Genomic DNA, 22,563 nt, shown 5'->3' with positions numbered 1-22,563 from the left:
GGAGAAGGGTTATATACCTTCTTCGGCAGGACGCTTTTTTAAGGGGAGCAAAAAAGAATTTTTATGAGGAGGATTTAAACGATGGAAGACAAGGAAAAGCGTGCAGCTGTCCTTAACCAGGCCGAGGAATGGGGGGTTAAATTTATTCGCCTCCAGTTCACCGATATTTTCGGGGTCTTGAAAAATGTCGCCATACCGGTAAACCAGCTGCCCAAGGCTTTAAACAATGAGCTCATGTTTGACGGCTCTTCTATTGAAGGCTTTGTGCGCATCGAGGAGTCGGATATGTACCTGTACCCCGATCCTGACACCTTTGCTGTTTTCCCCTGGCGCCCCCATGAGGGAGCAGTGGCCCGCCTCATCTGCGACGTTTATAACCCTGATGGTACGCCCTTTGCCGGTTGTCCCCGCTGTACTTTGAAGAAGGTTATCGCTGAAGCGGCCGCCATGGGTTACACCATGAACGTCGGTCCTGAAGCCGAATTCTTTCTTTTCCACACCGACACCTCCGGCCGGCCGACCCTGGCAACCCATGACCGGGCCGGGTACTTCGATCTCACCCCGGTAGACCTGGGGGAGGACGCCCGCCGGGACATGGTCCTGACCCTGGAGCAGATGGGCTTTGAAATTGAAGCCTCCCATCACGAGGTAGCCCACGGCCAACATGAAATTGACTTTAAATACGCCGAGGCCCTGACCACGGCCGACCGCATCGCTACGTTTAAATTCGTAGTGCGGACCATAGCCCAGCGCCACGGCCTCCATGCCACCTTTATGCCCAAGCCCATTTACGGCATCAACGGTTCGGGGATGCACGTGAACATCTCCCTTTCAAAAGACGGCCGGAACGCCTTTTACGACCCCGCCGACAGGCTGGGCCTGAGCCGGACTGCCTACCAGTTTATTGCCGGTATCATGAAGCACGCCCGCGCCCTAGCAGCCGTAACCAACCCGACGGTCAATTCGTATAAACGCCTGGTTCCAGGTTATGAAGCGCCGGTCTATATTGCCTGGTCGCCGCGCAACCGCAGCCCTTTGATCCGGGTGCCGGCCAAGCGCGGTCCTTCCACCCGTATTGAAGTGCGGCACCCGGATCCTTCATGTAACCCCTACCTGGCCCTGGCCGTACTGCTGAAGGCCGGGCTGGACGGGATCAAAAAAGGCTTGACCCCGCCGCCGCCGACGGATAAAAATATCTTTGCCATGACCCCGGCCGAACTCCAGGCGGAAGGCATCGGCGTCCTGCCGGGAAGCCTTGATGAAGCCCTGGAAGCCCTGGCAGAAGATGAGGTTATCAAAGAAGCCCTGGGACCCCATATCTATGAGCGCCTGACCCTGGCCCAGAAACTCGAATGGGAACAGTACCGTACCAGGGTACACCAGTGGGAGATCGACCAGTATTTGACCAAGTTTTAATAGAGCAAGGGAGTGAGCAACGATGCTCAGGGAAGGAGACTACCGGGTCCCTTCGGGATGCGCCATCAGCGGCTTTATCAATAAAGACGGCCGCCGGGTTGACGGCAGCGCCATCATCCAGTCCATCGCTTTGATGCAGGAGCGTTCCAACGGCCTGGGCGGTGGCTTCGCCGCCTATGGCATCTACCCGGAATACAAAGATTACTATGCCCTGCATCTCCTCTTTGAGGATAAGTTGAGCCGCAACCTGGTGGAAGAGTTAATTAAGGACAATTTTTATATTGAAGCCGAAGACCGTATCCCTACCCGTCATGTCCGGTCCATTGGCAAAGCGCCCTTACTATGGCGCTATTTTGTAACCCCCAGGCTGTCGAAAATTGAAGAATCCAAGGAGACAGAGGCCGACTTCATGACCCGGCTGGTCATGCGCATCAATGATAGTGTCAACGGCGCCTATGTCGTTTCCAGCGGTAAAAACATGGGAGCCTTTAAAGGAGTGGGTTATCCGGAAGATATCGGCGAGTTTTTCCGCCTGGACGAGTACCAGGCCTACACCTGGATTGCCCACGGCCGCTTTCCAACCAACACGCCCGGATGGTGGGGGGGTGCCCACCCCTTTACCCTGCTGGACTGGTCGGTAGTTCATAACGGCGAGATTTCTTCCTATGGAGCCAATCGCCGTTTTCTGGAAATGTACGGTTATAAAATGACCCTGCAGACCGATACGGAAGTAGTGGCCTATGCCATCGATTTACTGGTGCGGCGCCATAAACTCCCCCTGGAACTGGCGGCCAGGGTCCTGGCAGCTCCCCTCTGGCAGGTAATCGACCGCCTGCCGGCGGCGGAACGTGACCTTTATACCCGCCTGCGGGTGGTTTACGGTAGCCTCCTGTTGAACGGGCCCTTTTCCATCATTGTCGGCTTCAGCGGCGGCCTCATGGCCCTCAACGACCGCATCAAACTGCGGCCCCTGGTGGCCGCTTTCCACGGCGCCACCCTGTATGTGGCCAGCGAGGAAGCGGCCATCCGGGAAATTTGCCCTGACGTGGAGAGGGTATGGTACCCGCAGGGTGGCGAGCCGGTCATCGGCCGTCTGGAGGAGGAATCCCAATGCCGACTCTCAGCCTGATGCCACCTGAATTCAGGGTCGCCCGCGATGATAACAAATGCATTAAATGCCTGGCCTGCGTGCGCCAGTGCGGCTTTGACGCCCAGCAGTATGACGCGGAAGACGACCGCCTCTATGCTATTGATGCCAACTGTGTCAACTGCCAGCGTTGCGTCAGCATCTGCCCGGCCGGGGCGCTGACTATTTATAAAAACCCGCCGCCCATGCGGCCCAATGCCCACTGGACGGAGGGCCACTTGCGCAACATTGTCAAGCAGGCGGAAACCGGCGGGGTGCTCCTCACCGGCATGGGGAACGACCAGCCCTTTCCTACCTATTTCGATCGGCTGCTCCTTAACGCCAGCCAGGTGACCAATCCTTCCATTGATCCCTTAAGGGAACCCATGGAACTGCGGACTTACCTGGGCAGCCGTGTCGAGCCGGTAACCCTGGAGGAATGCCGGGATAAAACCAGGACCCCCCTGGTGCCTATAGAAACGCCCATCATGTTTTCCGCCATGTCCTACGGGTCCATCAGCCATGAGGCCTTTGCATCCCTGGCCCGGGCGGCGAAAGCCTTCGGCACCCTGTTTAATACCGGCGAAGGCGGCCTGCCCGAGGATCTCTATGAGTATGCCGATCACGCCGTAGTCCAGGTGGCCTCAGGACGCTTCGGCGTCCATGCCGGTTACCTGAATGCCGGGCGCGTGATCGAAATTAAAATCGGCCAGGGGGCTAAACCAGGAATCGGCGGCCACCTGCCGGGGGAAAAGATTACCGCGCCTGTGGCAGAGACGCGGATGATACCTGAGGGTACCGACGCCCTGTCACCGGCTCCCCATCATGATATCTACTCCATTGAAGACTTGAAGCAATTAATCTTTACTTTAAAAGAAGCAACCCGTTACCAGAAACCGGTCTCCGTCAAAATTTCGGCCGTCCATAACGTGGCGGCCATTGCCAGCGGCATTGCCCGGGCCGGGGCCGATATCATCGCCATTGACGGCTTTCGGGGGGGGACCGGGGCGGCACCCACCATGATCCGCGACCATGTGGGTATTCCCATCGAGCTGGCCATTGCCGCCGTGGACCAGCGCTTGCGCGAGGAAGGTATCCGCAACCGGGTATCCCTGGTGGCTGCCGGGGGCTTCCGCAGCAGCGCCGATGTGGTGAAGGCCATAGCCCTGGGTGCCGATGCGGTCTACATCGCCACCGCCGCCTTGATTGCCCTGGGCTGCCACCTCTGCCAGAAATGCTATACCGGCAAGTGCAGCTGGGGCATCGCCACCCAGGATCCCTACCGCAGCCGGCGTTTGAACCCGGAAATCGGCGCCGAACGCCTCTACAACCTGCTGCGGGGCTGGTCCCATGAAATAAAAGAAATGCTGGGCGGCATGGGCATCAACTCCATTGAAAGCCTGCGCGGCAACCGCCTGCACCTGCGAGGCGTAGGCTTAAACGAAGTGGAACTGAAGCTCCTGGGTGTCAAGCATGCCGGCGAAGCAATGTAGCAGGGGAGGGAACACCAGTGAAAAAAGTATATGCCCGGCCGGCCTACTGCATGAACTGTCACCTCTGCGAAGTGAACTGCATTGTGGCCCATTCCCGCAGCCGCGACCTTTTCCGGGCCTATAAGCGCGAGAATTTAAGGGGTACGGCGCGGGTTATTGTCGAAGAACGGTTGCCCCTATCGGTAGCCGTCCAGTGCCGCCACTGCGATGATCCCCGCTGTGTGGCCGGCTGCATCTCCGGGGCCATGGTCAAAGATCCGGAGACGGGGATTGTCTACTGCCAGGAAGATAAATGCGTGGGTTGCTGGACCTGTGTGGCCGGCTGTCCTTATGGCGCCATCCGGCCAGGGGAGAAAAACGGCCGCCCGGTGCCTTTGAAATGCGACCTCTGCCGGGAGGCTGATGAGCCGGCCTGCGTGGCCGGTTGTCCCAACCGGGCCCTTGTTTTTGAGGAAAGGAGGGCAGGGGCATGAACTACGTCATTATCGGCAATTCCGTAGCTGCCGTCAACGCCGTCGCAGGAATCCGGGATTATGACCGGGAAGGCTCCATTACCATCGTCTCGGCGGAAAACTATTATGCCTATGGCCGGCCCCTTATTTCCTACTGGCTGGAAAAGCGGGTCCAGGACCAGGATATGCCCTACCGGCCGCAAGAGTTTTATGCTCAAAATAACGTCTGCGTCCTTCTGGGACGGCGGGCGGTAAAACTGGACCCGGAAGCCTGCCAGGTCCACTTGGATAACGGTGAGAAGCTCCCATACGACCGTTTGCTCCTCGCCACCGGGGGCCGGCCTTTTGTACCGCCCATTGAGGGGTTAACGCCTGCAAACTATTTTACCTTTATAAACTATGACGACGTTCGCCGCCTGCAGGCTGCCGCCATCCCCGGGCGGGAAGCTGTTATCCTGGGGGCTGGCCCTACTGGCCTGAAGGCCATGGAGAGCCTGGTGCAGCGGGGCGTCAAGGTAACGCTGGTAGAGCTGGCCGACCGCCTCTGGGCCCCGGCCCTGGACCCGGAAGCGGGAGCTTTAGTAGCCGGCTTCCTGCAGGATAATGGTGTCAACCTTTATTTAAACGATACCCTGACGAGCGTCTACCGGGAGGCAGACGGCCGCCTTCACCTGGAGCTTAAATCCGGCCGGGAACTCCAGGCCGACATCCTGGTGATGGCCATCGGCGTGCGGCCCAATGTTGAGCTGCTCGAGGGTTTACCCGGGGTGACCATTAACCGCGGCGTCGTTGTGGGACCGGATCTCGGTATCGGCTTACCCGGTATTTATGCCGCCGGGGATGTGGTGGCCGGCAGCCCACCTTTACTACCCCATGCCGCCATCCAGGGGAAAATAGCCGGGCGCAATATGGCCGGAGCCCGGGAAACCTACCTGCCCTTACCACCCTATAACGCCCTCGGTTTCCTGGGACTGCACATTATCAGCATAGGTAACAGTGTAGCCAACGAGGGATATGAAGTCCTGACGGAAGTAGACCCCGCCGCCCTGGTCTACCGCAAGCTTGTCTTAAAGGATAACCGCCTGGCCGGCGTGCTGCTGATCAATAAAATCGACCACCGGGCCGGCATCTACCGCCAGTTGCTCGAAGAAGGCCTTGAGGTCGCGCCCTTTAAAGATGCATTGTTGCGGCCGGATTTCGGTCTCTTGAGTTTGCCGGAAACCATCTGGCGGCAAAAGCTGGCAGAGTGAGGTGAAGGGAATTTTATGGAAACATTGAATGCCAAGAGTCTGTCTTATCAAGCCTTGAATGATTACATCAGGACCCTCCTGGATAACGGCTGCCGGGAACTGGTTTTAAAAAACGTTAACGGCCAGCGTTACATCGGTGCCGGGGTCCGGGGCCGGGCCCGGCTGGAGATTCACGGCGTGCCGGGCAACAACCTGGCGGCCCTGATGGACGGGCTGGAAATAGAGGTTTTCGGGAATGCTCAAGACGGCGTAGGCAACACCATGAACGACGGCACGGTAATTATCCACGGCAACGCCACCGACATAGCCGGTTACTCCATGCGCGGCGGCCGCATCTTCATCCGTGGTAATGCCGGCTACCGGGTGGGCATCCACATGAAAGCCTTCCGGTATAAAAAACCCTTGATTGTCATCGGCGGCAAGGCCGGGGATTTTTTCGGCGAGTATATGGCCGGCGGCACCCTGGTCCTGCTGGGGCTGGATTTGCAACCCGGGGAAGCCATTGTAGGTAATTTTGTAGGCACCGGGATGCACGGTGGCGAGATCTTTATCCGTGGCCAGGTAGATTCCTTCTACCTCGGTAAAGAAGTTAAAGCGGTACCGCCTACAGCTGCCGACCAGGAACGCCTGCGGGAAATTGTGGGCGATTTTGCCCGTTATTTTGACCTGGAGGCCGAAAAGATCCTGGCCCGTCCCTTTACCAAGTTAATTCCCTACAATAAACGGCCATATGGTACGTTGTATGCTTATTGAGTTACCGGTTCAAGGGAGCGACTCGCCGAACTATTTGCACCCAAGCCGGTATTTCCAGAGAGGATTTTTGGGCGACTTATGAGGAGGCCTAATTGGGGAAATAGCAACGGCCAAAATTACATCCCTTCTACTAAATTCGTAGTTATCTTTTTTAAACACAATTTTATTCCACCATCGATCAAAAGGAACCCAAACTCGAGGTCGCCCTGGAGGGCCATCATCCAAAGGGGCCCAATACGGCTTCTTCGGTAAGGGCTTTTTCTAAAATATCCCTGACTAAAACTGCGACCGACAACTCCCTCCTGGTGGTTTCTGCACGCAATCCCACCAGGTGCTTTAAACAGTATTGCTGTTAAAAAACTGGTCAAAGTATACATCCGGTTAGGCTTACCTCACTTTGTTATGCATACACCGTTTTCGCTGGGATTAAGATTATACCAGAATACGATGCGCCCGTCGGCAAGAACGCCGAGGATATGCGTTTCGGCTGCTTTAACGGTGATGATTTTAGGCTCGACCTGTAATGTTTTCAGGTTCAGACGGTTAAGATAGAACTCATTGTTGGCGTTGTTAGTATTATCTACTTTAGAGGTGATAAAGGCGGCAAAGTTTTGGCCTACATAACCATAGTCAGGCGTCCTGATATACCCCGTATCGCCGGGATCGGCAAGACTAATCTCCTGCAAGCCTCCTGTCTTAAAATCCAGATACATTGTTTTATAATCACCAGTTTGGTTTTCTTGATCACGGAGATAGATATTTACCTCCAGCAGGCCGGTATCATATCTGATAAGGCCGGTGCAAGAACTCTCCGAAGCGATACGGTAATTTTTCGCAGTCCCGCTTTCCAGATCGCACAAAGTGTAACCTATGGCGCCTTCATAACCGGTCATAGTGGTGATAACCTTTTGCTCATCGGCTACAAAGCGGGGATTCTTGTGAAAGGAATTAGCATATAATTCGCTGTTGGTAATCGATATTGTAGGGGAAAGGAGTTTTTCGCTGTTATCAGTAGCGTTAAACAGCTTTACGCCTGTTTCATCAGCGTACACATATCTTTTCCTATCACTTGCTACGTCGTAACCCCCGAAGAAAACATCAGGGTTACCTTTGGCATTGTATTGAGGTTCCCTGTTTATTTTCGCCGCGATTGTTTTCGGCAAGGGAACACTCTCTGACCGGGTAAGGGTTTTATCAACAACCATGAACCTATCTTTGAATCGAATGATAATACTATCTCCTCTTAGGCTGATATTGGTAGGCGCACCATCAGACGCGAAATCCCCGCTTATTTCCATCTTTTTATCTACCGTCATGGTTTCTGGATTGACCAGCATCAGGGCAGCATTTTCCCCTTTGGCAGAGGGCGTATTTTTATAGGGCATATAGGCGAGAATCAGCCTGCCGTCAACCTCACCTAACATTGAAAGCCAATCTAGATTTTCGTCAAAACCCGTGATTTTGTCATAACGTTGATAATCGCCGGTTAGACTGACAAGATTATTATTTACATACTCCCATCTGCCGCTTACAAAGTACAGGCTGCCGTCTTCACGCTGCTTTAAGGTGTAAGTCTTGGTCAACTCAATACGGTCATTCCGGCGCCGTACCAGCATGGCTGTCACTGTACCATCACTGTTCCTTGTGACCTTATCCAGGTGTTCACCCCATGAGTTGACAGCGTTATAGGAAGGACGGGTTCGTTCATTGCCAAAGTTAAAAATGAAGGCACGTTTTTGCGGATCATAGGAACCTGACTCAATATTGGACACATCCAGGCTGGTTAAATTAAAATAGCGCTCGGCATATTCAAGAACAATATCAAGAGGCAACAGCTGAAAAGGACTTCCCTCGGCTGCCGGCGCCAGGCTCTCCTTGCCGTGCTCCGCCACATACCTCAACCCGCAGAACCTGGCCACATTGAGGGGATCTATTTCCTGGGCCGAGTTAAACACACGGGTGTTTCCTACGTTAGCAATTGTATCATAAAAATATTCCTGCCAGAGCCTCTCCAGTTCAACCGGATCGGTTATGTCTCCATATTGCAGGGCCTGCTTCGTTTTTTCCGGAACCTGCCCGGGCGTATTCTTAGAGCTGGTCTGGCATCCCGCAAGAAAGGCCAGCCAGAGAACAACTATGGCAATTGCGCTTAATGATAAAATCGGCTTTAATTTCCGGATCCAAAAAAACCTTAAGGTTATCCTGGCTGTCATTGCCACCATCCATCCGTACTAAAAGTGGTAGCGAAGTGAGCGCGGTTCATTCTGTATATGATTAATTATTTAATTTCTTCTTTCGTCATAAGACTATTCCCTCTCGCCTTACATTCTGACTAAAGGCATTGCCTGGTAAAGAGGGGAATTCCATTCTTTTTCACTAAAAGCAGCTATAGATAAAGCTGCCCCTGTCTCTAATTCAAGCGGGTAAAGTTTTTCGCGGATCGCGTCTTCAAGACGCCAATCAACAGGTTCTTTGGTAATAATTAATAAATCATAGTCCGAATCGGGTTCAGCATCACCACGTGCCCTGGAACCGTACAGGATTACGGTAGCCCCCGGAACAATGTCTTTAATAAGGTCCCGGCAGCGACTTAAAAGAGCCCGTTCATCACTTATTTCTGTTGTACCTTGATAACTCATAAATAATTTCCCCCGGTTACAGCTGGTACTCTATTGTTTCCGGTTGGGGCAAGATATGGCGGATAAAGTTTCCTTCCTGTTTCATTAAAGCTTCAACTTCTTCGGGAGTATAGGCTAATGGTTCTACCGGCTCCGTGATGCGGGCAACAGCTTTACCAAGGACCTCCCACCTGCGCCAGGCCGGCATTTTAGAAAAATCACTGGAGATTACTATAAGGTTTATGTCGCTAGTCTCGTTTGCCTCCCCCCTGGCATGGGCCCCATAAAGGAAAGCCCTGTCTACTTTAATGCCATGTGAGTTTACCGCTCGGAGAAAGTCCTTTATTATTTTCTCGACTGCAATTCTATCTTGAGACATTGCATCACTTCCCTGGTTGATATTGTTCTGCCTATCCCCCTGCCTCATGAGTATACTATACTGATAACATATTTTTCCACCATCATATCTTATTAGTACCATACGACGCCGCAAATAGTAATCGCTATGTTTTTGCATATCCTTCCATGACCAAGAGGTAAACCTCTGTATGTAACGGACCCTTAACGTTTTTGTTGTAGGGCCAGGTCTGCAATGTTAACCTGCAAAATAAAAATACCCGGCAGGTTTCACTACCAGGTGCATTACAGTATTACTTTTCCTTTGCTTATGATTTCATCATGCAGGAATTCCCCCTGCCTGGCTTTACGGTATTGTTCAAGGGAATACGGCCGGGGAGACAGGTCGTAATCAATTTCTTCGGCGAGCTTTTTTAGCATAATGGTTTCCTCTATCCTGTCTTTTCCCAAGTCAGGGCTAATAATGGCCACATCGATATCGCTATCTTCGCCGGCGCGGCCCTCGGCATAAGAGCCAAAAAGGATGGCGGTAGCGACGTTAATCTTACTTTTCCTCAGTAATTTTATATACTCTTTTACCGTCAATTCAACTTGCTTGCCAGCCATTGAAACACTTCCCCCGCCTGTTTAATAATGTCTCGGGTATGTTCCTCTGTGCATTTAGCGCTTAACTTCAGCTTGCTTTTGGGTTTATTGAAAAATTTATCCAAGTTAACTGCCTTGGGCTATATACAGCTTTTTCCACTCTAAAAACATAGTACCATATGATATCTCGAAAATCAATTAAACAACCCTTATCTTTAGGCCGGCCACCAGAGCATCGTCTATGGGCCATCTTCGGGTCCAGGCCGGCGTAATGCTTGATGTACTCCCAGCCGTGCCAGAGGTATCCTTTCGCCCCGTATAGCTCGCATAACACGCAGGAAGGCCCGGAGGCTTAAAATCGAAGGCAGCAGGTACGCTTAGGCACTCCTGCTGCCTGCCGCTGGTTGCAACGGGGCCGCCGCTACGTCAGCCCGTAAGGGCGTAAACGCTGCGGCGGCCCCCAGTTCGCGTTCAGATACCGCCGTAGTAGACCTGTATCCTGCCGGGATTTCTTATTACCGCTTCGATGTCGTCTTTTTTGAGCAACGGGATCACCGCCTTTTCGCCAGGGGCTGTATAGTTTCCGCTCGCCGGCGAAGTATTCTTCTACCTTCTCAATTTGGGCGGGGCCGATATAATAAACCGTAACGGGCGGCTGCCCGGGTAGATTCATGACAATAATCTCGCTTTCAGGTATAAGGACCAGTTTTGATACCTGTACGTGCACCGGCACAAACGGGTTCTTCTCCCCCACCTCCGGCCACCACCTCTCACTTAAAAATCAAAAACCCCCGCCAGGGTTTCCCGGAACTTAACAGGGTCAATTCCTTTCCCATCCTGGTTACTTGCTTCAGGGGCGGGGACCGCAGCCCCCTTTCCTCCCAGCCGGGCCAGCCTCTCTTCTATAGCCGCCAGGCGCATCCCTATCTCCAACCACTCCCGTGCTACCTGTCCTCTTAACCGGGGAGGATATCAGAAAACAGGGTGGTCTGGAGGGATGCGAATTTCCAGGCGTTTCAATGCTTGAGGCAACTTTTCCCCCTCCCTTTCCCGCCAATATGTCGATGATAGGAAATGCTGCATAGTGAATGGGCCTCCCGGCCAAGGCACTTTCAACAACATCCTGGTACATGACCGGGGCTAAGGGGGCGCCTGTCTGGCGCTGGAACTCGGCCGCCAGGGCACGGTGTACCAGGTGGACTCCAACTTCTAAGCTGCCGCAGGCCTCCGGCAGGGGTCTGGGCACGCCGTCGCCACGGTCTTCAAAGAGCAGGTAGTCAGTGGTGTATATCCCAGCATCGACAACTCCCAGATAACCTTTCCCGGGCAGAGCTAACTCCCCCGCTAGCACCACGCCCGCCCCCTGGGGGAAAACCATCACCTTTCCGAAGCTGATATACCTCTCTTCCCCGCCGTCAACGCTTACCCAGGCTGCCATGCCCTCCAGGCGCTTCTTCAGGGCGTCCTTCTGGGCGCGGAAATAGGCCAGTGGTAATCCCACCGCCAGGTCAACCTGTTTGGGGAAAGGACCCCTGTCACCCGCACCCGCCAGGTAAGCTGCTGCAAGCAGCATCAGGTCATGGAAGGCCGCCGGTTTCTCCCGGCTCAAAGTGGCGGTGACAGCCAGGGACCTTAAGGCCGCTTCGCCGACAAGCTTATCTTCTACTTCCCCGCTTGCTTTCTGCAACCGCACCTTGTGGCCCGTCCCATCGTGAAAAACGCCCGCCAGGGGGTTCTCTATGTAAGGCGCTACTACCGCGGGAAATGACACCCTGGCCGCCGGCGATACGACTTTGACAAAACCGTAACCCACGTCTACCCCTATGGCCTTAACCGGGGCCAGGACCGTTTGGTTGTTAACTTGAAGTGCCTGCATAAGACCACGCTCCTTTTCATGTGCTAAATAAAAGCCTCAATTAAAAAAAAACAGGGTAACAATTCGCCCTGGTAGCATACAATCATGTTTTTAAACGCAAGTTGAATTTGACACTTCTTAAAATCTTTTAGCCAAGAGTTTTTAACCATGCAAATCTCATTTATAATTGACGGTGGAGGTGTTAGAGCAATGGCTAACTGCCAGGCGTGTGTGTTGACCTGCATGGATTTCCGTATTCAGGCCGCTGTTGCTGATTGGTTGCGGCAAAAAGGTTTAACCGGAAATTATGATTATTTATCCCTCCCCGGAGCCAGCCGCAATTTCCTAAGTGAAGGTAAAATAAAACTGGTCGAACTTTCTTACCAGCTCCATCAGATAAAAGAAGTATACTTATTCCACCACGAAGATTGTGGCGCTTATGATTTGGGCGACATGCCCGTCGAGGAACAACTAGCCCGCCAGCGCCAGGACATGGATGCGGCAGCCAGGATGATAAAAGAACGCCATCCTGAACTGGAAGTACATATGGCCTTCCTCTACTTGAACGGCAATGTAATTAATCTGACAGCCTTATAAAAAATACTTAAATTGTAAAACCCCAAAAAAGCCGGGGCGACAATCCACCCCGGCTCCAACTTCTCATCCGCATTAGAAAGCACTGAGCCTGTCAATTATGCTAGCATACATGGGAAACACAAAAGGAGCAAGAGGGAAAGGGACATAACCGCCGGTATGACGGCCATCAAAATTGACTGTACCTTTATCCTGCGCCTTATCTCATTTACCCTCTCGTCATAGGCGTGCCGGGCGAAGGTATCCAGGACCTCCTCCACATCGGCGCCCGTCTGGATGGCCATCAAAACCACGCCCACAAGATTGGCCAGCGGCCCGTACCCCGCCCTCTTTGCCAGGTTGTCCAGGGCTTCATGTAAAGGAAATACCTCTAATTCCGCGGCCAGGATATCAAGCTGCCTCTTCAGTTCTCCCCTTACGCCCCCCCTTACCACCCGCATGGCCTGGTAGAGGTCGCCGGCCCGGGTAAACACCTTGAGAAGGGTTACCATAGAAGGGAATTCCCGGCGCAGATCCTTAAGCCGCTGTTCTTCTTTTCTTTCCAGGTATTTCCCCGGGAGGATATAAAGCAGGCCCCCTGCACCCAGGAACAATGCCGCCAGGGGTAGGCTTGCAGGCCAAACAACCGCACCCGCCAGGACCGCCGCGCCGGCCGCTATGGCCCGCAAGCCCAGGATCATCTCCGGGTCCACCTCCTGTTCCCTTCCCAGGAGCCATAAATATAACCTGTACCTTTCCCTGGCGGCGGCGGAAGAAAACCTCAGGCCAGCACGCCGCACCAGGTCAGGAGGAGCTTTCCACGCCACAATCAACAGGAAGATCGCAACCGCCACCAGGATGCATACCGGCAGTACCGCGGTTATCATAACTCCTCCACCACCCCTACGCCCCGGGTAAGATACCGGGCCAGGAACTCCACCAGGATAATGAAGCACATTTTTTTACTGCCTTAGTAATACCCGAGTTCGACAGTTGCTAGGTAATCGAGTAGGAGGGGGCGATTAACCCCCGTCCCCTCACACCACCGGACATGCGGGTCCGCATCCGGCGGTTCACCAAGCTTGACGAAGATAAGAATAGCGTTCGGTTAAGCTCATCAGGCCCTGGGACTGCCAGTAGGCATTGCCCAGGGCTCTATTCATTGGCCCATGGGCCAACCGCCACGGCTGTTGCAGTCATCGGCGTAACGGATGAATTTGTGACCCCTCTTCTCCAGTTCTTTATCCAGATCGTCTAGTAGAATGTTGGCCAAAAGCGGGCTTATTGGTCCGCCCTGGGGCGTCCCTTCTGCCGTCTCCATGACCACCCCGTTTATCATGACGCCTGCGGTAAGATAGCGGCGGATAAGTGTAAGTACCCTCTTATCCGTTACTTTCCGGGCCACCCGGGCCATGAGTATGTGATGGTTTACCCGGTCAAAGTATTTCTCAATGTCCAGGTCCACGGCCCATTCGTATCCTTCTTCCACGTATTGTCGCGCCTTCTTTACCGCGTCGTGGGCTCTCCTTCCGGGTCGGAACCCGAAACTTGCCTCGGAAAACTGCGGTTCGAAGATGGGCGTTAATACTTGCAGGAGGGCCTGCTGGATCAGGCGGTCCATCACGATGGGTATCCCTAGTAACCGTTTGCCTCCTCATAACCTGGATAATGAGGCTGTTTGATGAGATATTTTAGTAAACTGCTTGAGATTTTCATTTACTGTTGTATGCAATGGGATTATAATTAAAGAAGTTTGCCTAGATTAAAATTATCATGAATAAGAGGAGGTTGAAGATTTGCCCAAGATTGCACTAGTAATACTAAGCGTCCTAGGAATTATTGTTTTCCTGTTCCTCATAGTTTCCTTTATATCCAGTATCCTGTTTGAGCAAAAGGTTTATAGAGAAGTCAGCGAGCTTTTCAGTGAAGTGGAGAGCAGAAGTCAAATTGTTCAACCAGCAGATTTGGCGGGTTTGCCACATCCCGTGCAAAAATGGCTGCAATACTCCCAGGTAATTGGCAAAGAAAGGATTAGCACCGTCCGCTTAAAACAAAAAGTAGAGCTACGGCTAAAAGAAGGACAACAGTGGATGCATGCTGATGCGGAACAGTACTTTACAGTAGAGAAACCGGGATTTATCTGGAAGGCCAAAATTAAAGCAGCTCCTTTATTACATATTGCGGGAAGGGATAAGTATCAAGCAGGCATGGGAAACATGCTTATTAAAGCACTTTCATTGATAACGGTTGCAGATGCCAGCGGGGAAGAAATAGACCAGGGTACGCTGCTGCGGTATCTCGCTGAAACGGTGTGGTTTCCAACTGCGGCTTTGAGCAGCTATATTACCTGGGAAGAAATCGACGCCAATTCGGCCAAGGTTACTATGAGCTACGGCGGGATAACTGCCTCAGGGATATTTACGTTTAACGAAAAAGGCGAGATTATTAATTTTGTTGCCAAGAGATACGGGGAGTTTGATGGCCAGTATCGCTTGGAAACATGGTCGGTGCCGGTACAGGACTACAGGGAGTTTAACGGCATCAAAGTGCCGACCAGAGGGCAAGTCATCTGGAAATTGGAGAGCGGAGATTTTAATTGGTATCATTTTGAAGTCACCGAAATTGAATACAACAAACCCGTTGTTTATTAGTAAGGGGCTACAATCCTATCCCGTTAATCCTGGCTAATGCAAAAGGATCTATTCCAGCCAGCCCCGGCATAAATCTGTATTCAAAGGCAAAGCCCTTAAGACTGCTGCTACAGTCTTAAGGGCTTTATTTCATCCTGACTCCTGGCTTCTGGGTTCTAAGTTCTGGGAACTTAAATTCTTTTTCCCTTTCTTACGCTGTTTTACGCACTCGGATAAAAGATACTCGATCTGGCCGTTGATCGAGCGGAAATCATCCTCCGCCCAGGCGGCAAGCTCCTGCCAGAGTGAGGCTGATATCCGAAGTAATATTTGTTTTTTATCTTTTTCCTTGTTTCCCATCTGCCAGCGTTCCTTTTTATCTTTATTTCTTTATTTAGTACATTTTAGTATAGGGAACCGCTGTTGATAACCGGCTGCGCATCCCTGTTACCGCACAGGACCACAAGCAGGTTGCTGACCATGGCCGCCTTGCGCTCCTCGTCCAGTTGCACGATCTCGTTTTCACTCAGTTTGGCCAGAGCCATCTCCACTATGCTCACAGCCCCCTCTACGATCATCTGCCTGGCGTCGATAATAGCCGAAGCCTGCTGCCTTTGGAGCATTGCCGCGGCGATTTCAGGAGCATAGGCCAAATGGGTGATCCTCGCCTCTAAAATTTCCAGCCCCGCGATCTCCACTTTTGATTGAATTTCTTCTTTCAACATCTCTGCAACTTCCTGGCTGCTACTGCGCAGGGTTTTTTCATTATCATTGCCTGAGGTGTCGTAGGGGTAGAGCCGCACGATATTCCGGAGGGCGGAGTCACATTGAATGGACAGATACTCGATGTAGTTGTCAACATTGAAGACCGCCTTTACCGTGTTGACAACCCTCCAGATAACTACAATACTAATAATAATCGGGTTGCCCAACTGGTCATTGATTTTTTGTTTGTCATTGTTTAAGGTCATGACCTTGAGGGAGATTTTTTTATTTGGCAATCGCAGGTTGGGCAACTGCTTCGCCTCTTTGGCAGAAGGCGTTACATGTTTCAAAGAGAGGATCTCGGAAGAAGTCATCTCGGCCGCGGGATTAACCGCAACAACAAAGGGATTGACAAAGAAAAAACCCTCGCCTTTAAGTGTGCCGTAGTACTTGCCGAAGAGGGTCAGAACCAGGGCTTCGTTAGGCTTGAGCACCTTTAAACCGAAAAATATGACCGGTCCCACAATAAAAAAATAAATAGATCCTGCCACAATCGAAATAACCCCGCGAACAGTATCTACTCCTTCTTTAACAAGTAAAATACCCCAAATAAACAGGGCCAGCGCACCAAGCATAAGGAGAATGTTCAACACGAGAATCAGTATTCCGTTTTTGGCTTTCAGTATAATTTCTTGATCATACAACTGCCTATTGTTTGATGCAGCCATTTCAGACATCGCAAAGCTCCTCTCTTTTACCGGTCTAACGATATTAAATTGATATCATCAATATATTACATTGAAATTAAAACATCAATATGTTGATTAGTCGTTCACTGCAAATTCACAGCCCACCAATAGGTCTGGACTTCCTGCACAATTTCTTCCACTTCTTCCGGCGTCGGGATTACTTCCGGCAAAAAATTGGCGCCATGAATAAGAAATTCCGGCCTGGAGCCGGATTGCTGGTAACCCACCCTTGAAATTGTCACGAAGGGTAGGTATACTTTAATTCCTCACTCTACCCAAAAAAGTTTTTGTCTCTAATGGTAAGTTTAGCTTACCGAAGGTTCCAGTGGGTAAATCTCGTCGGCAGGCCGTAGGCGCCAAAGGCATAGAGGACTTTAAATTCTTGTTCCACCGGCATCCCTTCCTTTTGAGCCGGCAAAAAATTGTCGCAGGGCTTGATAAACCTCGTTTTTATCCTTGATGGCCACCGTTACCAGGCGCTCATCTTTGATGCGCTTGAGGACGTTCATCAGGGTACTGGTGCGGTAATAGGGGTTGACAATTTCCCCGTACCCCAGGAGGTTTACCTTCGGCAGGAGCTGCTGCACCGCCTCCAGGCAGGCCTCATTGTCGCTGGGAAGGTTATCGCCGTCGGTAAAATGAAAGGGGTAGATATTATAATCGGCCGGGGGAAAGCGCTTATCAATAATCTCCAGGGCCAGGCGGTAGGCCGAGGAACAGCGGGTTCCGCCGCTTTCCCCCCTGGCAAAGAATTCCTCTTCAGTAACTTCCTTGGCCTGGGTGTGGTGGGCGATAAAGACAATTTCTACCTGCTGGTACTTACTGCGCAGGAAACGTACCATCCAGAAATAGAAAGTCCGGGCAATGTATTTTTCATAGGTCCCCATGCTGCCGGAGGTATCCATCATGGCCAGGATGACGGCACTAGTTTCATAGCGCATTTTTTCCTCCCATGTTTTGAAGCGTAGATTTTCCGGGGTGATGCCGCCGATACCGGTCTTCCCCCTGAGGGCGTTGTGTTTAAGATTCTCCAGGAGGGTGCGTTTTTTGTCCAGGTTACCCATAAGGCCCTTGCGGCGGACATCGCGAAATTCATAGGTAGGCGAGGCCAGGATGGGCCTTTTCTTTTCCTGGAGATTGGGAAGCTCCAGGTCCTGGAAAAGCATTTCCTGGACTTCCTCCAGGGTGACCTCGGCTTCGTAATAATCAATTCCCGGCCGGTCGCCCGCTCCCGGTCCTTTACCCGTACCCTCGGGGGCATCCCGGCCGATGATCGTTCCCTTCCTGGTGCCGCCGCTGCCCTGGCCTACGTTCCGTCCCTGGTTATAATTAAAACGGAAGTGGTACTCCTCAAGGCTCCTGATGGGTATCCTGACCACCTTTTTACCTTTACCCATGATGATACTTTCTTCGGTGATGATCTGGGGCAGGTTTTTCCTGAGGGCTTCCCGCACCTTTTCCTGGTGCCGCTGCTGGTCCAGGTAGCCTTTGCGGTGCAGGGACCAGTCTTCCCGTGAAAGAATATACCGGGTATCCATGGCCATCACCCCGGGGCTAGCGGTTTAAGAGGCTGCCGGTATATTTCAACAGCTCGTTGGCGCAAACCGGGCAATAACCGTGCTGGGATATAAGGCGGTCGATAACGGCGTTAATGCGCTTCAGTTGCTCCGGGTCCGGCGTTCGCGTCGAAGTAGTAATCTTGATGATATCCTTCATATCGGCAAAGAGCTTTTTCTCAATGGCTTCCCGCAGGCGCTCGTGGGAATTATAGTCGAAGGTCCTCCCCTTGCGCGCGTAGGAAGAGAGGCGGATGAGGATCTCTTCCCGGAAGGCCTTCTTGGCGTTTTCAGTAACGCCTATTTGCTCTTCAATAGAGCGCATGAGCTTTTCATCGGGGTCCAGCTCTTCATCGGTAATGGGGTCGCGGACTTTGGTCTTGTTGACATAGGCCTCCACATTATCCAGGTAATTGTTAAACAGGGCCCGGGCCGACTCCTCATAGGAGTAAACAAAAGCCCGCTGGACTTCCTTTTTAGCGTATTCATCGTACTCCTGGCGCGCCATAGCAATGAAATTGATGAGGCGCTCCTTGTCTTCTTTAGTTATGGAAGGATGCTGGTCCAGGCCATCCTTTAAAGCCCTCAGGATATCAAGGGCGTTGATGCAACGGGTGTCGGCAGTGATGAGGGCGCTGGATATGCGGTTGATGACATAGCGGGGGTCGACACCGCTCATCCCTTCCCCTTCAACTTCATTCATGAGTTCCAGGACGTCCTTTTGCTTAAAGCCCTCCACATCCTCGCCGTCGTAAAGCTTCATCTTTTTGAGGAGATCCATACCCTGCTTTTTCGATTCCTTAAGGCGGGACAGGATGGAAAAGATGGCCGCCGCCTGGAGGGCAAAAGGCGCAATGTGGACGTTAATATCGCTCTGGCGGATCAGTTTTTGATAAATCTTTACCTCATCCCGCACCCTCAGGTTGTAGGGAATGGTAATGACCATTATCCTGGACTGCAGGGCTTCATTCTTGGGATTACTGATAAAGGCCCGGTATTCCGCTTCGTTGGTGTGGGCTATAATCACCTCGTCGGCCGAAATCAGAGCAAAACGCCCAGCCTTGAAATTACCCTCCTGGGAAAGGCTGAGGAGATTGTATAGAAATTTCTCGTCGCATTTCAGCATTTCCTGGAATTCCATGATGCCCCGGTTGGCAATATTAAGTTCGCCGTCAAAACGGTAAGCCCTGGGGTCTGATTCCGAGCCGTATTCGGCAATAGTAGAAAAGTCGATGCTTCCGGTTAGCTCGGCAATATCCTGGGATTTGGGGTCGGAGGGGCTGAAGGTACCGATGCCGACCCGTTTTTCTTCCGAAAAGACAATGCGTTCCACCGGCACTTCCTCCACCCGGCCGTCATATATTTCTTCGACCATCAGCTGGCAGGCGGGGCAGAGGCTGCCTTCAATATAAATCCCGTATTCCTTCTGGAATTCCGGCCTGAGATCCCGGGGAATAAGGTGCAAAGGCTCCTCATGCATGGGACATCCTTTAATGGCGTAGACGGCGCCGGCGTCGGTCTGGCTGTATCTTTCCAGGCCCCGCTTGAGCATTGTTACAATGGTGGACTTGCCGCCGCTGACCGGGCCCATGAGGAGCAGGATTCTCTTCCGCACATCCAGGCGGCAGGCGGCTGAATGAAAATACTCTTCAACCAGCTTTTCCAATGTCCGCTCCAACCCGAAGATTTCATCGCTAAAAAAGCGGTAGTGCTTGACGCCGTCAACTTCTTCCACGCCGGCGGCAGCAATCATGTCATAAATCCGGGCATGGGCCAGCCGCGCCAGCCGGGAATTGTTAATAACCATGGCCAGGTAATCGGCAAAAGTGCCTTCCCAGCATAGCTTTTTCGCTTCCTGGCGGTATTCCTCCAGGCGCCGCAGGATTTTCACCGGCCCTTCCTCCTTTCCAGGAAAAGAAAAATGGCAACTGGTATAAGACAGGAGTATTATATAAATATGAATCACGGATTAGAAAAAGAATGGCACTGACAGAAGCAGGAAAATTAAGGAGTGAAGCCGAATGATTATATAAAGTTTGGCAAAAAATATCGCCGAGGTGATGGATTTGGGGTATAAGTACGAGTTTACCTGGCTGATCCGCCTGCCGGTAGACGAACTGCCACAAAAACCCAACGAGCAAAAAGGTGACGGCGAAAACCTCCTCCTGTGGAAACGCACCAGCGGTAATATTATCCTGGGATTTTTCCGCCAGGGCCATAAGCTGGCCCACCCGGTAGGTATGGAAGCCCTGATCGTGACAAAGAGCGAGGAAGTCCTGGGCTACGGCCATATTGTCAAATCAGAGATTTACGAGCTGCCCGACGGCACCCTGACAACCGTGGTAGAATTTTCTGTAACCCGCCTGTTTGATGAAGAAGAAAAAAGGGTTATAACCCGCATCTTCCGGGAGATGTACGGGCAAAGGGACCAATACTGAAAACCGCCAGCAGGAGTACCCCTTTCGCATAAGGCTTGTATTTCAGAGCCAGTAAGTTATAATGATAGAGAGAATATTCCAGGGAGGTCAGCCTCCATGATTTTGGGAAAGCATTTTACTCTGGAAACAAACGGTCTTTTAACCTTTGCCAGCGGGGTAATAGCCCCTGAACCGGATATCCGGCGCCTGATAGATGCCCTGCCGGTCCTCTATACTGAAGTCCCGCCCAGCGACCAACCCCTTTACTATATGTACCGGGGTGTCTACCTGGAAAAGGACCAGCAGCTATACCAGCAACACGACATCCGCTACGATATTACCGTTATCCTGCCGGGCACCATAGGCAAGGAATATATTAAGACCGTAGGTCATTTTCACCCGCTAAAACCCCATTCCTCCGAAACCTATCCCGAATACTATGAGGTACTTGAGGGAGAAGCCATTTACCTGCTCCAGAAAAATAACCGCAGCGGCGAAGTGGAAGAAATCATGGCCGTCGAGGCAAAAAAAGGCGATAAAGTCTTCATCCCTCCGGCATACGGCCATGTGACCATCAATCCCGGTAACCAGCCCCTGGTCATGGCCAATCTCGTTGAGAGCCACTTTTCTTCTATCTATGGACCCTTCAGGGAAAAACACGGTGCCGCTTATTACTACCTCGAAGGTGAAGACGGCAAAGGCGATTTTGTTAAAAATACCCATTACCAGAACTCGGTAGCCCTAAAAATGATTGCCGCCCCCAATCTTGCCCAGCCCATCAGTATTGTTAAAAATAAATCTTTATATGAAGCCTTCGTAACCGAGCCGGATGCCTTTAAAATCTTAAAGTAAAGCTGTAACATAAAAGCAATTCTTCCCGGACGGCACAACAAAACCCCGGTAAATTCTAAACCGGGGTTTTAAATTACTCCAAGGGCCACCTCAATCTCCCGGCGCACCCAGGGGTCGGTTTCTTCCCGGCGGGCCTTTTCCAGGGCCTTGCGAGCCGCTGCACCTAAGCGGCCCAGGGCCCAGGCGGCATGCCCGCGCACCACAGGGGCAGGAGAACGCAGGGCCTGCTCTAAAAGGGGCAGGTCTTTCACTACTAGCCGGTTGCCCAGGAGGAGAACGGCATTGCGTTGGAGCACCGTCTTTCCCCGCCAGGCCAGGGCCGTATGACCAAAGACCTGCTTAAATTGTTCATTATTCATGGCAATTATGGCCGCCAGGTCCGGCCATGCCAGGCCTTCACCGGGGCCTGCTACCGCCTCCCGCCATTTTTCCTTCTCCCGCAGGTTGACCGGGCAGGCTTCCTGGCAGGCGTCGCAACCCCAGATATACTGCTTAAAAAAGGGGCGCAGTTCTACCGGGATTACACCCCGCTTCTGGGTAAGATAAGACAGGCAGCGTTCCGGATCCAGGCGGCCGGGAGCTACCAGAGCTCCTGTCGGGCAGACTGCCAGGCAGCGGCCGCATCCCTCGCAGGCAGCAGGTTCCAGGGGTACGCCGGGTTCCAGCTCCAGGTCGGTTGCCAGGATACCCAGGGAGGCACCCGAGCCCAGTCCCGGTATAATTAAGTTGCAGCTGGCGCCGTAATAACCCAGCCCGGCCAGGTAAGCCGCTTCCCTTTCCAGCAGGGGGCCGTTATCCACCTGGATGGCAGTTAAGCCGGCCCCGACCTGCTGTAAAAAGACCGCCAGTTCCCGGAGATGGCAGTACAGCACGTCATGATAATCCCGTCCCAGGGCGTAACGGGCGATCAGCCCCTCTCCCGGTCCTGCAGCAGCGGCAGGTTCCAGGTGGGGTTTGGCCACCACTACCAGGGAACGTGCTTCCGGGTACAAGAGCCAGGGCCGGCAGCGTTCTTCCACGCTGCCGCTGGCAAAGGGAGTATTAATGCCCCTTCCCGCCCGCCATTTTAAGGCTTCCTCGCCCAATTTGAAGGAGCGAACCGGAGCTATCCCCAGGACCAGACCCCTTTGTAACGCCCACTCCTTCAGAGCTCTTACCCGCATTACCCGGTTCCCC

Annotated in this window: 23 protein-coding genes and 1 pseudogene; 10 read left to right on the top strand and 14 right to left on the bottom strand. The window is 52.5% G+C overall.

Annotation, left to right across the window (positions count from 1 at the left end):
- The first annotated feature begins 81 nt into the window (after window positions 1-81).
- From glnA to NWF31_RS09060, 6 genes are read left to right on the top strand one after another with little or no spacing between them, the layout of a single operon-like run.
- Window positions 82-1,416 (top strand): type I glutamate--ammonia ligase, encoded by a 1,335-nt coding sequence (glnA, locus tag NWF31_RS09085; protein ID WP_258360188.1) that lies wholly within the window; start codon window positions 82-84, stop codon window positions 1,414-1,416.
- Window positions 1,417-1,438: 22 nt separating this feature from the next.
- Window positions 1,439-2,545, top strand: a complete 1,107-nt coding sequence (locus NWF31_RS09080; RefSeq protein WP_258360187.1) for a class II glutamine amidotransferase — start codon at window positions 1,439-1,441, stop codon at window positions 2,543-2,545.
- Entirely contained in the window at window positions 2,527-4,035 is a 1,509-nt protein-coding gene (locus tag NWF31_RS09075) for a glutamate synthase-related protein (protein ID WP_258360186.1), read from the top strand. The genes NWF31_RS09080 and NWF31_RS09075 overlap by 19 nt, the downstream gene beginning before the upstream one ends.
- A gap of 17 nt (window positions 4,036-4,052) precedes the next feature.
- Entirely contained in the window at window positions 4,053-4,508 is a 456-nt protein-coding gene (locus NWF31_RS09070) for a 4Fe-4S dicluster domain-containing protein (protein ID WP_141264766.1), read from the top strand.
- Entirely contained in the window at window positions 4,505-5,737 is a 1,233-nt protein-coding gene (locus NWF31_RS09065) for an NAD(P)/FAD-dependent oxidoreductase (RefSeq protein WP_258360185.1), read from the top strand. Before NWF31_RS09070 ends, NWF31_RS09065 begins: the two co-directional genes overlap by 4 nt.
- Before the next feature lie 15 nt (window positions 5,738-5,752).
- Window positions 5,753-6,490, top strand: a complete 738-nt coding sequence (locus NWF31_RS09060) for a GltB/FmdC/FwdC-like GXGXG domain-containing protein (protein WP_258360184.1) — start codon at window positions 5,753-5,755, stop codon at window positions 6,488-6,490.
- A 392-nt stretch (window positions 6,491-6,882) separates the two neighbouring features.
- Here NWF31_RS09060 and NWF31_RS09055 read toward each other — a convergent pair whose 3' ends face one another.
- The 6 genes from NWF31_RS09055 to NWF31_RS09030 all read right to left on the bottom strand — a co-directional run bounded on the left by NWF31_RS09055 (window position 6,883) and on the right by NWF31_RS09030 (window position 11,926).
- A complete protein-coding gene (locus NWF31_RS09055; RefSeq protein WP_258360183.1) occupies window positions 6,883-8,703 on the bottom strand; it encodes a hypothetical protein in 1,821 nt (606 codons plus the stop codon).
- 108 nt (window positions 8,704-8,811) lie between these two features.
- On the bottom strand, window positions 8,812-9,129 hold the full coding sequence (locus tag NWF31_RS09050) for a nucleotidyltransferase domain-containing protein (protein ID WP_258360182.1): 318 nt from the start codon (window positions 9,127-9,129) through the stop codon (window positions 8,812-8,814).
- A 16-nt stretch (window positions 9,130-9,145) separates the two neighbouring features.
- Window positions 9,146-9,589: a nucleotidyltransferase domain-containing protein gene (locus NWF31_RS09045; protein WP_258360181.1), complete on the bottom strand. Its 444-nt coding sequence runs from the start codon at window positions 9,587-9,589 to the stop codon at window positions 9,146-9,148.
- Window positions 9,590-9,750: 161 nt separating this feature from the next.
- Window positions 9,751-10,071, bottom strand: coding sequence for a nucleotidyltransferase domain-containing protein (locus tag NWF31_RS09040; protein WP_258360180.1), 321 nt, complete (start codon window positions 10,069-10,071; stop codon window positions 9,751-9,753).
- Window positions 10,072-10,471: 400 nt separating this feature from the next.
- Entirely contained in the window at window positions 10,472-10,783 is a 312-nt protein-coding gene (locus NWF31_RS09035) for a hypothetical protein (protein WP_258360179.1), read from the bottom strand.
- 117 nt (window positions 10,784-10,900) lie between these two features.
- Window positions 10,901-11,926 carry a ParM/StbA family protein gene (locus NWF31_RS09030; protein WP_258360178.1) on the bottom strand — a complete coding sequence of 342 codons (1,026 nt, stop codon included), beginning with the start codon at window positions 11,924-11,926 and terminating at the stop codon, window positions 10,901-10,903.
- Window positions 11,927-12,115: 189 nt separating this feature from the next.
- Between NWF31_RS09030 and NWF31_RS09025 the strand changes: the two genes are divergently transcribed.
- Window positions 12,116-12,502, top strand: coding sequence for a carbonic anhydrase (locus tag NWF31_RS09025; RefSeq protein WP_258360177.1), 387 nt, complete (start codon window positions 12,116-12,118; stop codon window positions 12,500-12,502).
- A 95-nt stretch (window positions 12,503-12,597) separates the two neighbouring features.
- On the opposite strand, the gene NWF31_RS09020 is transcribed toward NWF31_RS09025, so the two are convergent.
- Together NWF31_RS09020 and NWF31_RS09015 are read right to left on the bottom strand one after the other, a co-directional pair.
- A complete protein-coding gene (locus NWF31_RS09020; RefSeq protein WP_258360176.1) occupies window positions 12,598-13,365 on the bottom strand; it encodes a type II secretion system F family protein in 768 nt (255 codons plus the stop codon).
- 302 nt (window positions 13,366-13,667) lie between these two features.
- A pseudogene (locus NWF31_RS09015) lies at window positions 13,668-14,132 on the bottom strand (reverse transcriptase domain-containing protein); the annotation flags it as partial.
- A gap of 142 nt (window positions 14,133-14,274) precedes the next feature.
- Here NWF31_RS09015 and NWF31_RS09010 point away from each other — a divergent pair.
- Complete coding sequence (locus NWF31_RS09010) at window positions 14,275-15,129, top strand: DUF6544 family protein (RefSeq protein ID WP_258360175.1); 855 nt, start codon at window positions 14,275-14,277, stop codon at window positions 15,127-15,129.
- 129 nt (window positions 15,130-15,258) lie between these two features.
- Here the strand turns inward: NWF31_RS09010 and NWF31_RS09005 are convergent, their stop codons facing one another.
- The 5 genes from NWF31_RS09005 to NWF31_RS08985 form a co-directional block, all read right to left on the bottom strand.
- Window positions 15,259-15,468: a type II toxin-antitoxin system antitoxin gene (locus tag NWF31_RS09005; RefSeq protein WP_258360174.1), complete on the bottom strand. Its 210-nt coding sequence runs from the start codon at window positions 15,466-15,468 to the stop codon at window positions 15,259-15,261.
- A 44-nt stretch (window positions 15,469-15,512) separates the two neighbouring features.
- Entirely contained in the window at window positions 15,513-16,550 is a 1,038-nt protein-coding gene (locus tag NWF31_RS09000) for an SPFH domain-containing protein (RefSeq protein ID WP_258360173.1), read from the bottom strand.
- Window positions 16,551-16,645: 95 nt separating this feature from the next.
- A complete protein-coding gene (locus NWF31_RS08995) occupies window positions 16,646-16,789 on the bottom strand; it encodes a hypothetical protein (RefSeq protein WP_258360172.1) in 144 nt (47 codons plus the stop codon).
- A 147-nt stretch (window positions 16,790-16,936) separates the two neighbouring features.
- Window positions 16,937-18,100, bottom strand: coding sequence for a sporulation protein YhbH (gene yhbH, locus NWF31_RS08990; RefSeq protein WP_258360171.1), 1,164 nt, complete (start codon window positions 18,098-18,100; stop codon window positions 16,937-16,939).
- 16 nt (window positions 18,101-18,116) lie between these two features.
- Window positions 18,117-20,009: a PrkA family serine protein kinase gene (locus NWF31_RS08985; protein WP_258360170.1), complete on the bottom strand. Its 1,893-nt coding sequence runs from the start codon at window positions 20,007-20,009 to the stop codon at window positions 18,117-18,119.
- Window positions 20,010-20,178: 169 nt separating this feature from the next.
- On the opposite strand from NWF31_RS08985, the gene NWF31_RS08980 reads away from it, so the two are divergent.
- Both NWF31_RS08980 and NWF31_RS08975 read left to right on the top strand, forming a co-directional pair.
- Window positions 20,179-20,556, top strand: a complete 378-nt coding sequence (locus tag NWF31_RS08980) for a hypothetical protein (RefSeq protein WP_422880269.1) — start codon at window positions 20,179-20,181, stop codon at window positions 20,554-20,556.
- Between the two features lie 96 nt (window positions 20,557-20,652).
- On the top strand, window positions 20,653-21,387 hold the full coding sequence (locus NWF31_RS08975) for a glucose-6-phosphate isomerase family protein (RefSeq protein ID WP_258360168.1): 735 nt from the start codon (window positions 20,653-20,655) through the stop codon (window positions 21,385-21,387).
- 68 nt (window positions 21,388-21,455) lie between these two features.
- Here the strand turns inward: NWF31_RS08975 and queG are convergent, their stop codons facing one another.
- Window positions 21,456-22,550: a tRNA epoxyqueuosine(34) reductase QueG gene (queG, locus tag NWF31_RS08970; RefSeq protein WP_258360167.1), complete on the bottom strand. Its 1,095-nt coding sequence runs from the start codon at window positions 22,548-22,550 to the stop codon at window positions 21,456-21,458.
- Window positions 22,551-22,563: the final 13 nt, after the last annotated feature.

This window comes from Neomoorella sulfitireducens, assembly GCF_024733845.1.
Classification (GTDB): domain Bacteria; phylum Bacillota; class DSM-521; order Neomoorellales; family Neomoorellaceae; genus Neomoorella; species Neomoorella sulfitireducens.
The sequence above is the reverse complement of the archived record's forward strand: the minus strand, read 5'-3'. Positions and strand labels throughout refer to the sequence as shown.

Coding starts and splice junctions, on each gene's coding strand:
- queG (WP_258360167.1), bottom strand. CDS start 22,550: ATGCGGGTAAGAGCTCTGAAGGAGTGGGCGTTACAAAGGGGTCTGGTC.
- NWF31_RS09000 (WP_258360173.1), bottom strand. CDS start 16,550: ATGTCTGAAATGGCTGCATCAAACAATAGGCAGTTGTATGATCAAGAA.
- NWF31_RS09030 (WP_258360178.1), bottom strand. CDS start 11,926: ATGCAGGCACTTCAAGTTAACAACCAAACGGTCCTGGCCCCGGTTAAG.
- yhbH (WP_258360171.1), bottom strand. CDS start 18,100: ATGGATACCCGGTATATTCTTTCACGGGAAGACTGGTCCCTGCACCGC.
- NWF31_RS09080 (WP_258360187.1), top strand. CDS start 1,439: ATGCTCAGGGAAGGAGACTACCGGGTCCCTTCGGGATGCGCCATCAGC.
- NWF31_RS09045 (WP_258360181.1), bottom strand. CDS start 9,589: ATGGTACTAATAAGATATGATGGTGGAAAAATATGTTATCAGTATAGT.
- NWF31_RS09025 (WP_258360177.1), top strand. CDS start 12,116: ATGGCTAACTGCCAGGCGTGTGTGTTGACCTGCATGGATTTCCGTATT.
- NWF31_RS09005 (WP_258360174.1), bottom strand. CDS start 15,468: ATGGGAAACAAGGAAAAAGATAAAAAACAAATATTACTTCGGATATCA.
- glnA (WP_258360188.1), top strand. CDS start 82: ATGGAAGACAAGGAAAAGCGTGCAGCTGTCCTTAACCAGGCCGAGGAA.
- NWF31_RS08975 (WP_258360168.1), top strand. CDS start 20,653: ATGATTTTGGGAAAGCATTTTACTCTGGAAACAAACGGTCTTTTAACC.
- NWF31_RS09060 (WP_258360184.1), top strand. CDS start 5,753: ATGGAAACATTGAATGCCAAGAGTCTGTCTTATCAAGCCTTGAATGAT.
- NWF31_RS09075 (WP_258360186.1), top strand. CDS start 2,527: ATGCCGACTCTCAGCCTGATGCCACCTGAATTCAGGGTCGCCCGCGAT.
- NWF31_RS09040 (WP_258360180.1), bottom strand. CDS start 10,071: ATGGCTGGCAAGCAAGTTGAATTGACGGTAAAAGAGTATATAAAATTA.
- NWF31_RS09055 (WP_258360183.1), bottom strand. CDS start 8,703: ATGACAGCCAGGATAACCTTAAGGTTTTTTTGGATCCGGAAATTAAAG.
- NWF31_RS09065 (WP_258360185.1), top strand. CDS start 4,505: ATGAACTACGTCATTATCGGCAATTCCGTAGCTGCCGTCAACGCCGTC.
- NWF31_RS09020 (WP_258360176.1), bottom strand. CDS start 13,365: ATGATAACCGCGGTACTGCCGGTATGCATCCTGGTGGCGGTTGCGATC.
- NWF31_RS09050 (WP_258360182.1), bottom strand. CDS start 9,129: ATGAGTTATCAAGGTACAACAGAAATAAGTGATGAACGGGCTCTTTTA.
- NWF31_RS08980 (WP_422880269.1), top strand. CDS start 20,179: ATGGATTTGGGGTATAAGTACGAGTTTACCTGGCTGATCCGCCTGCCG.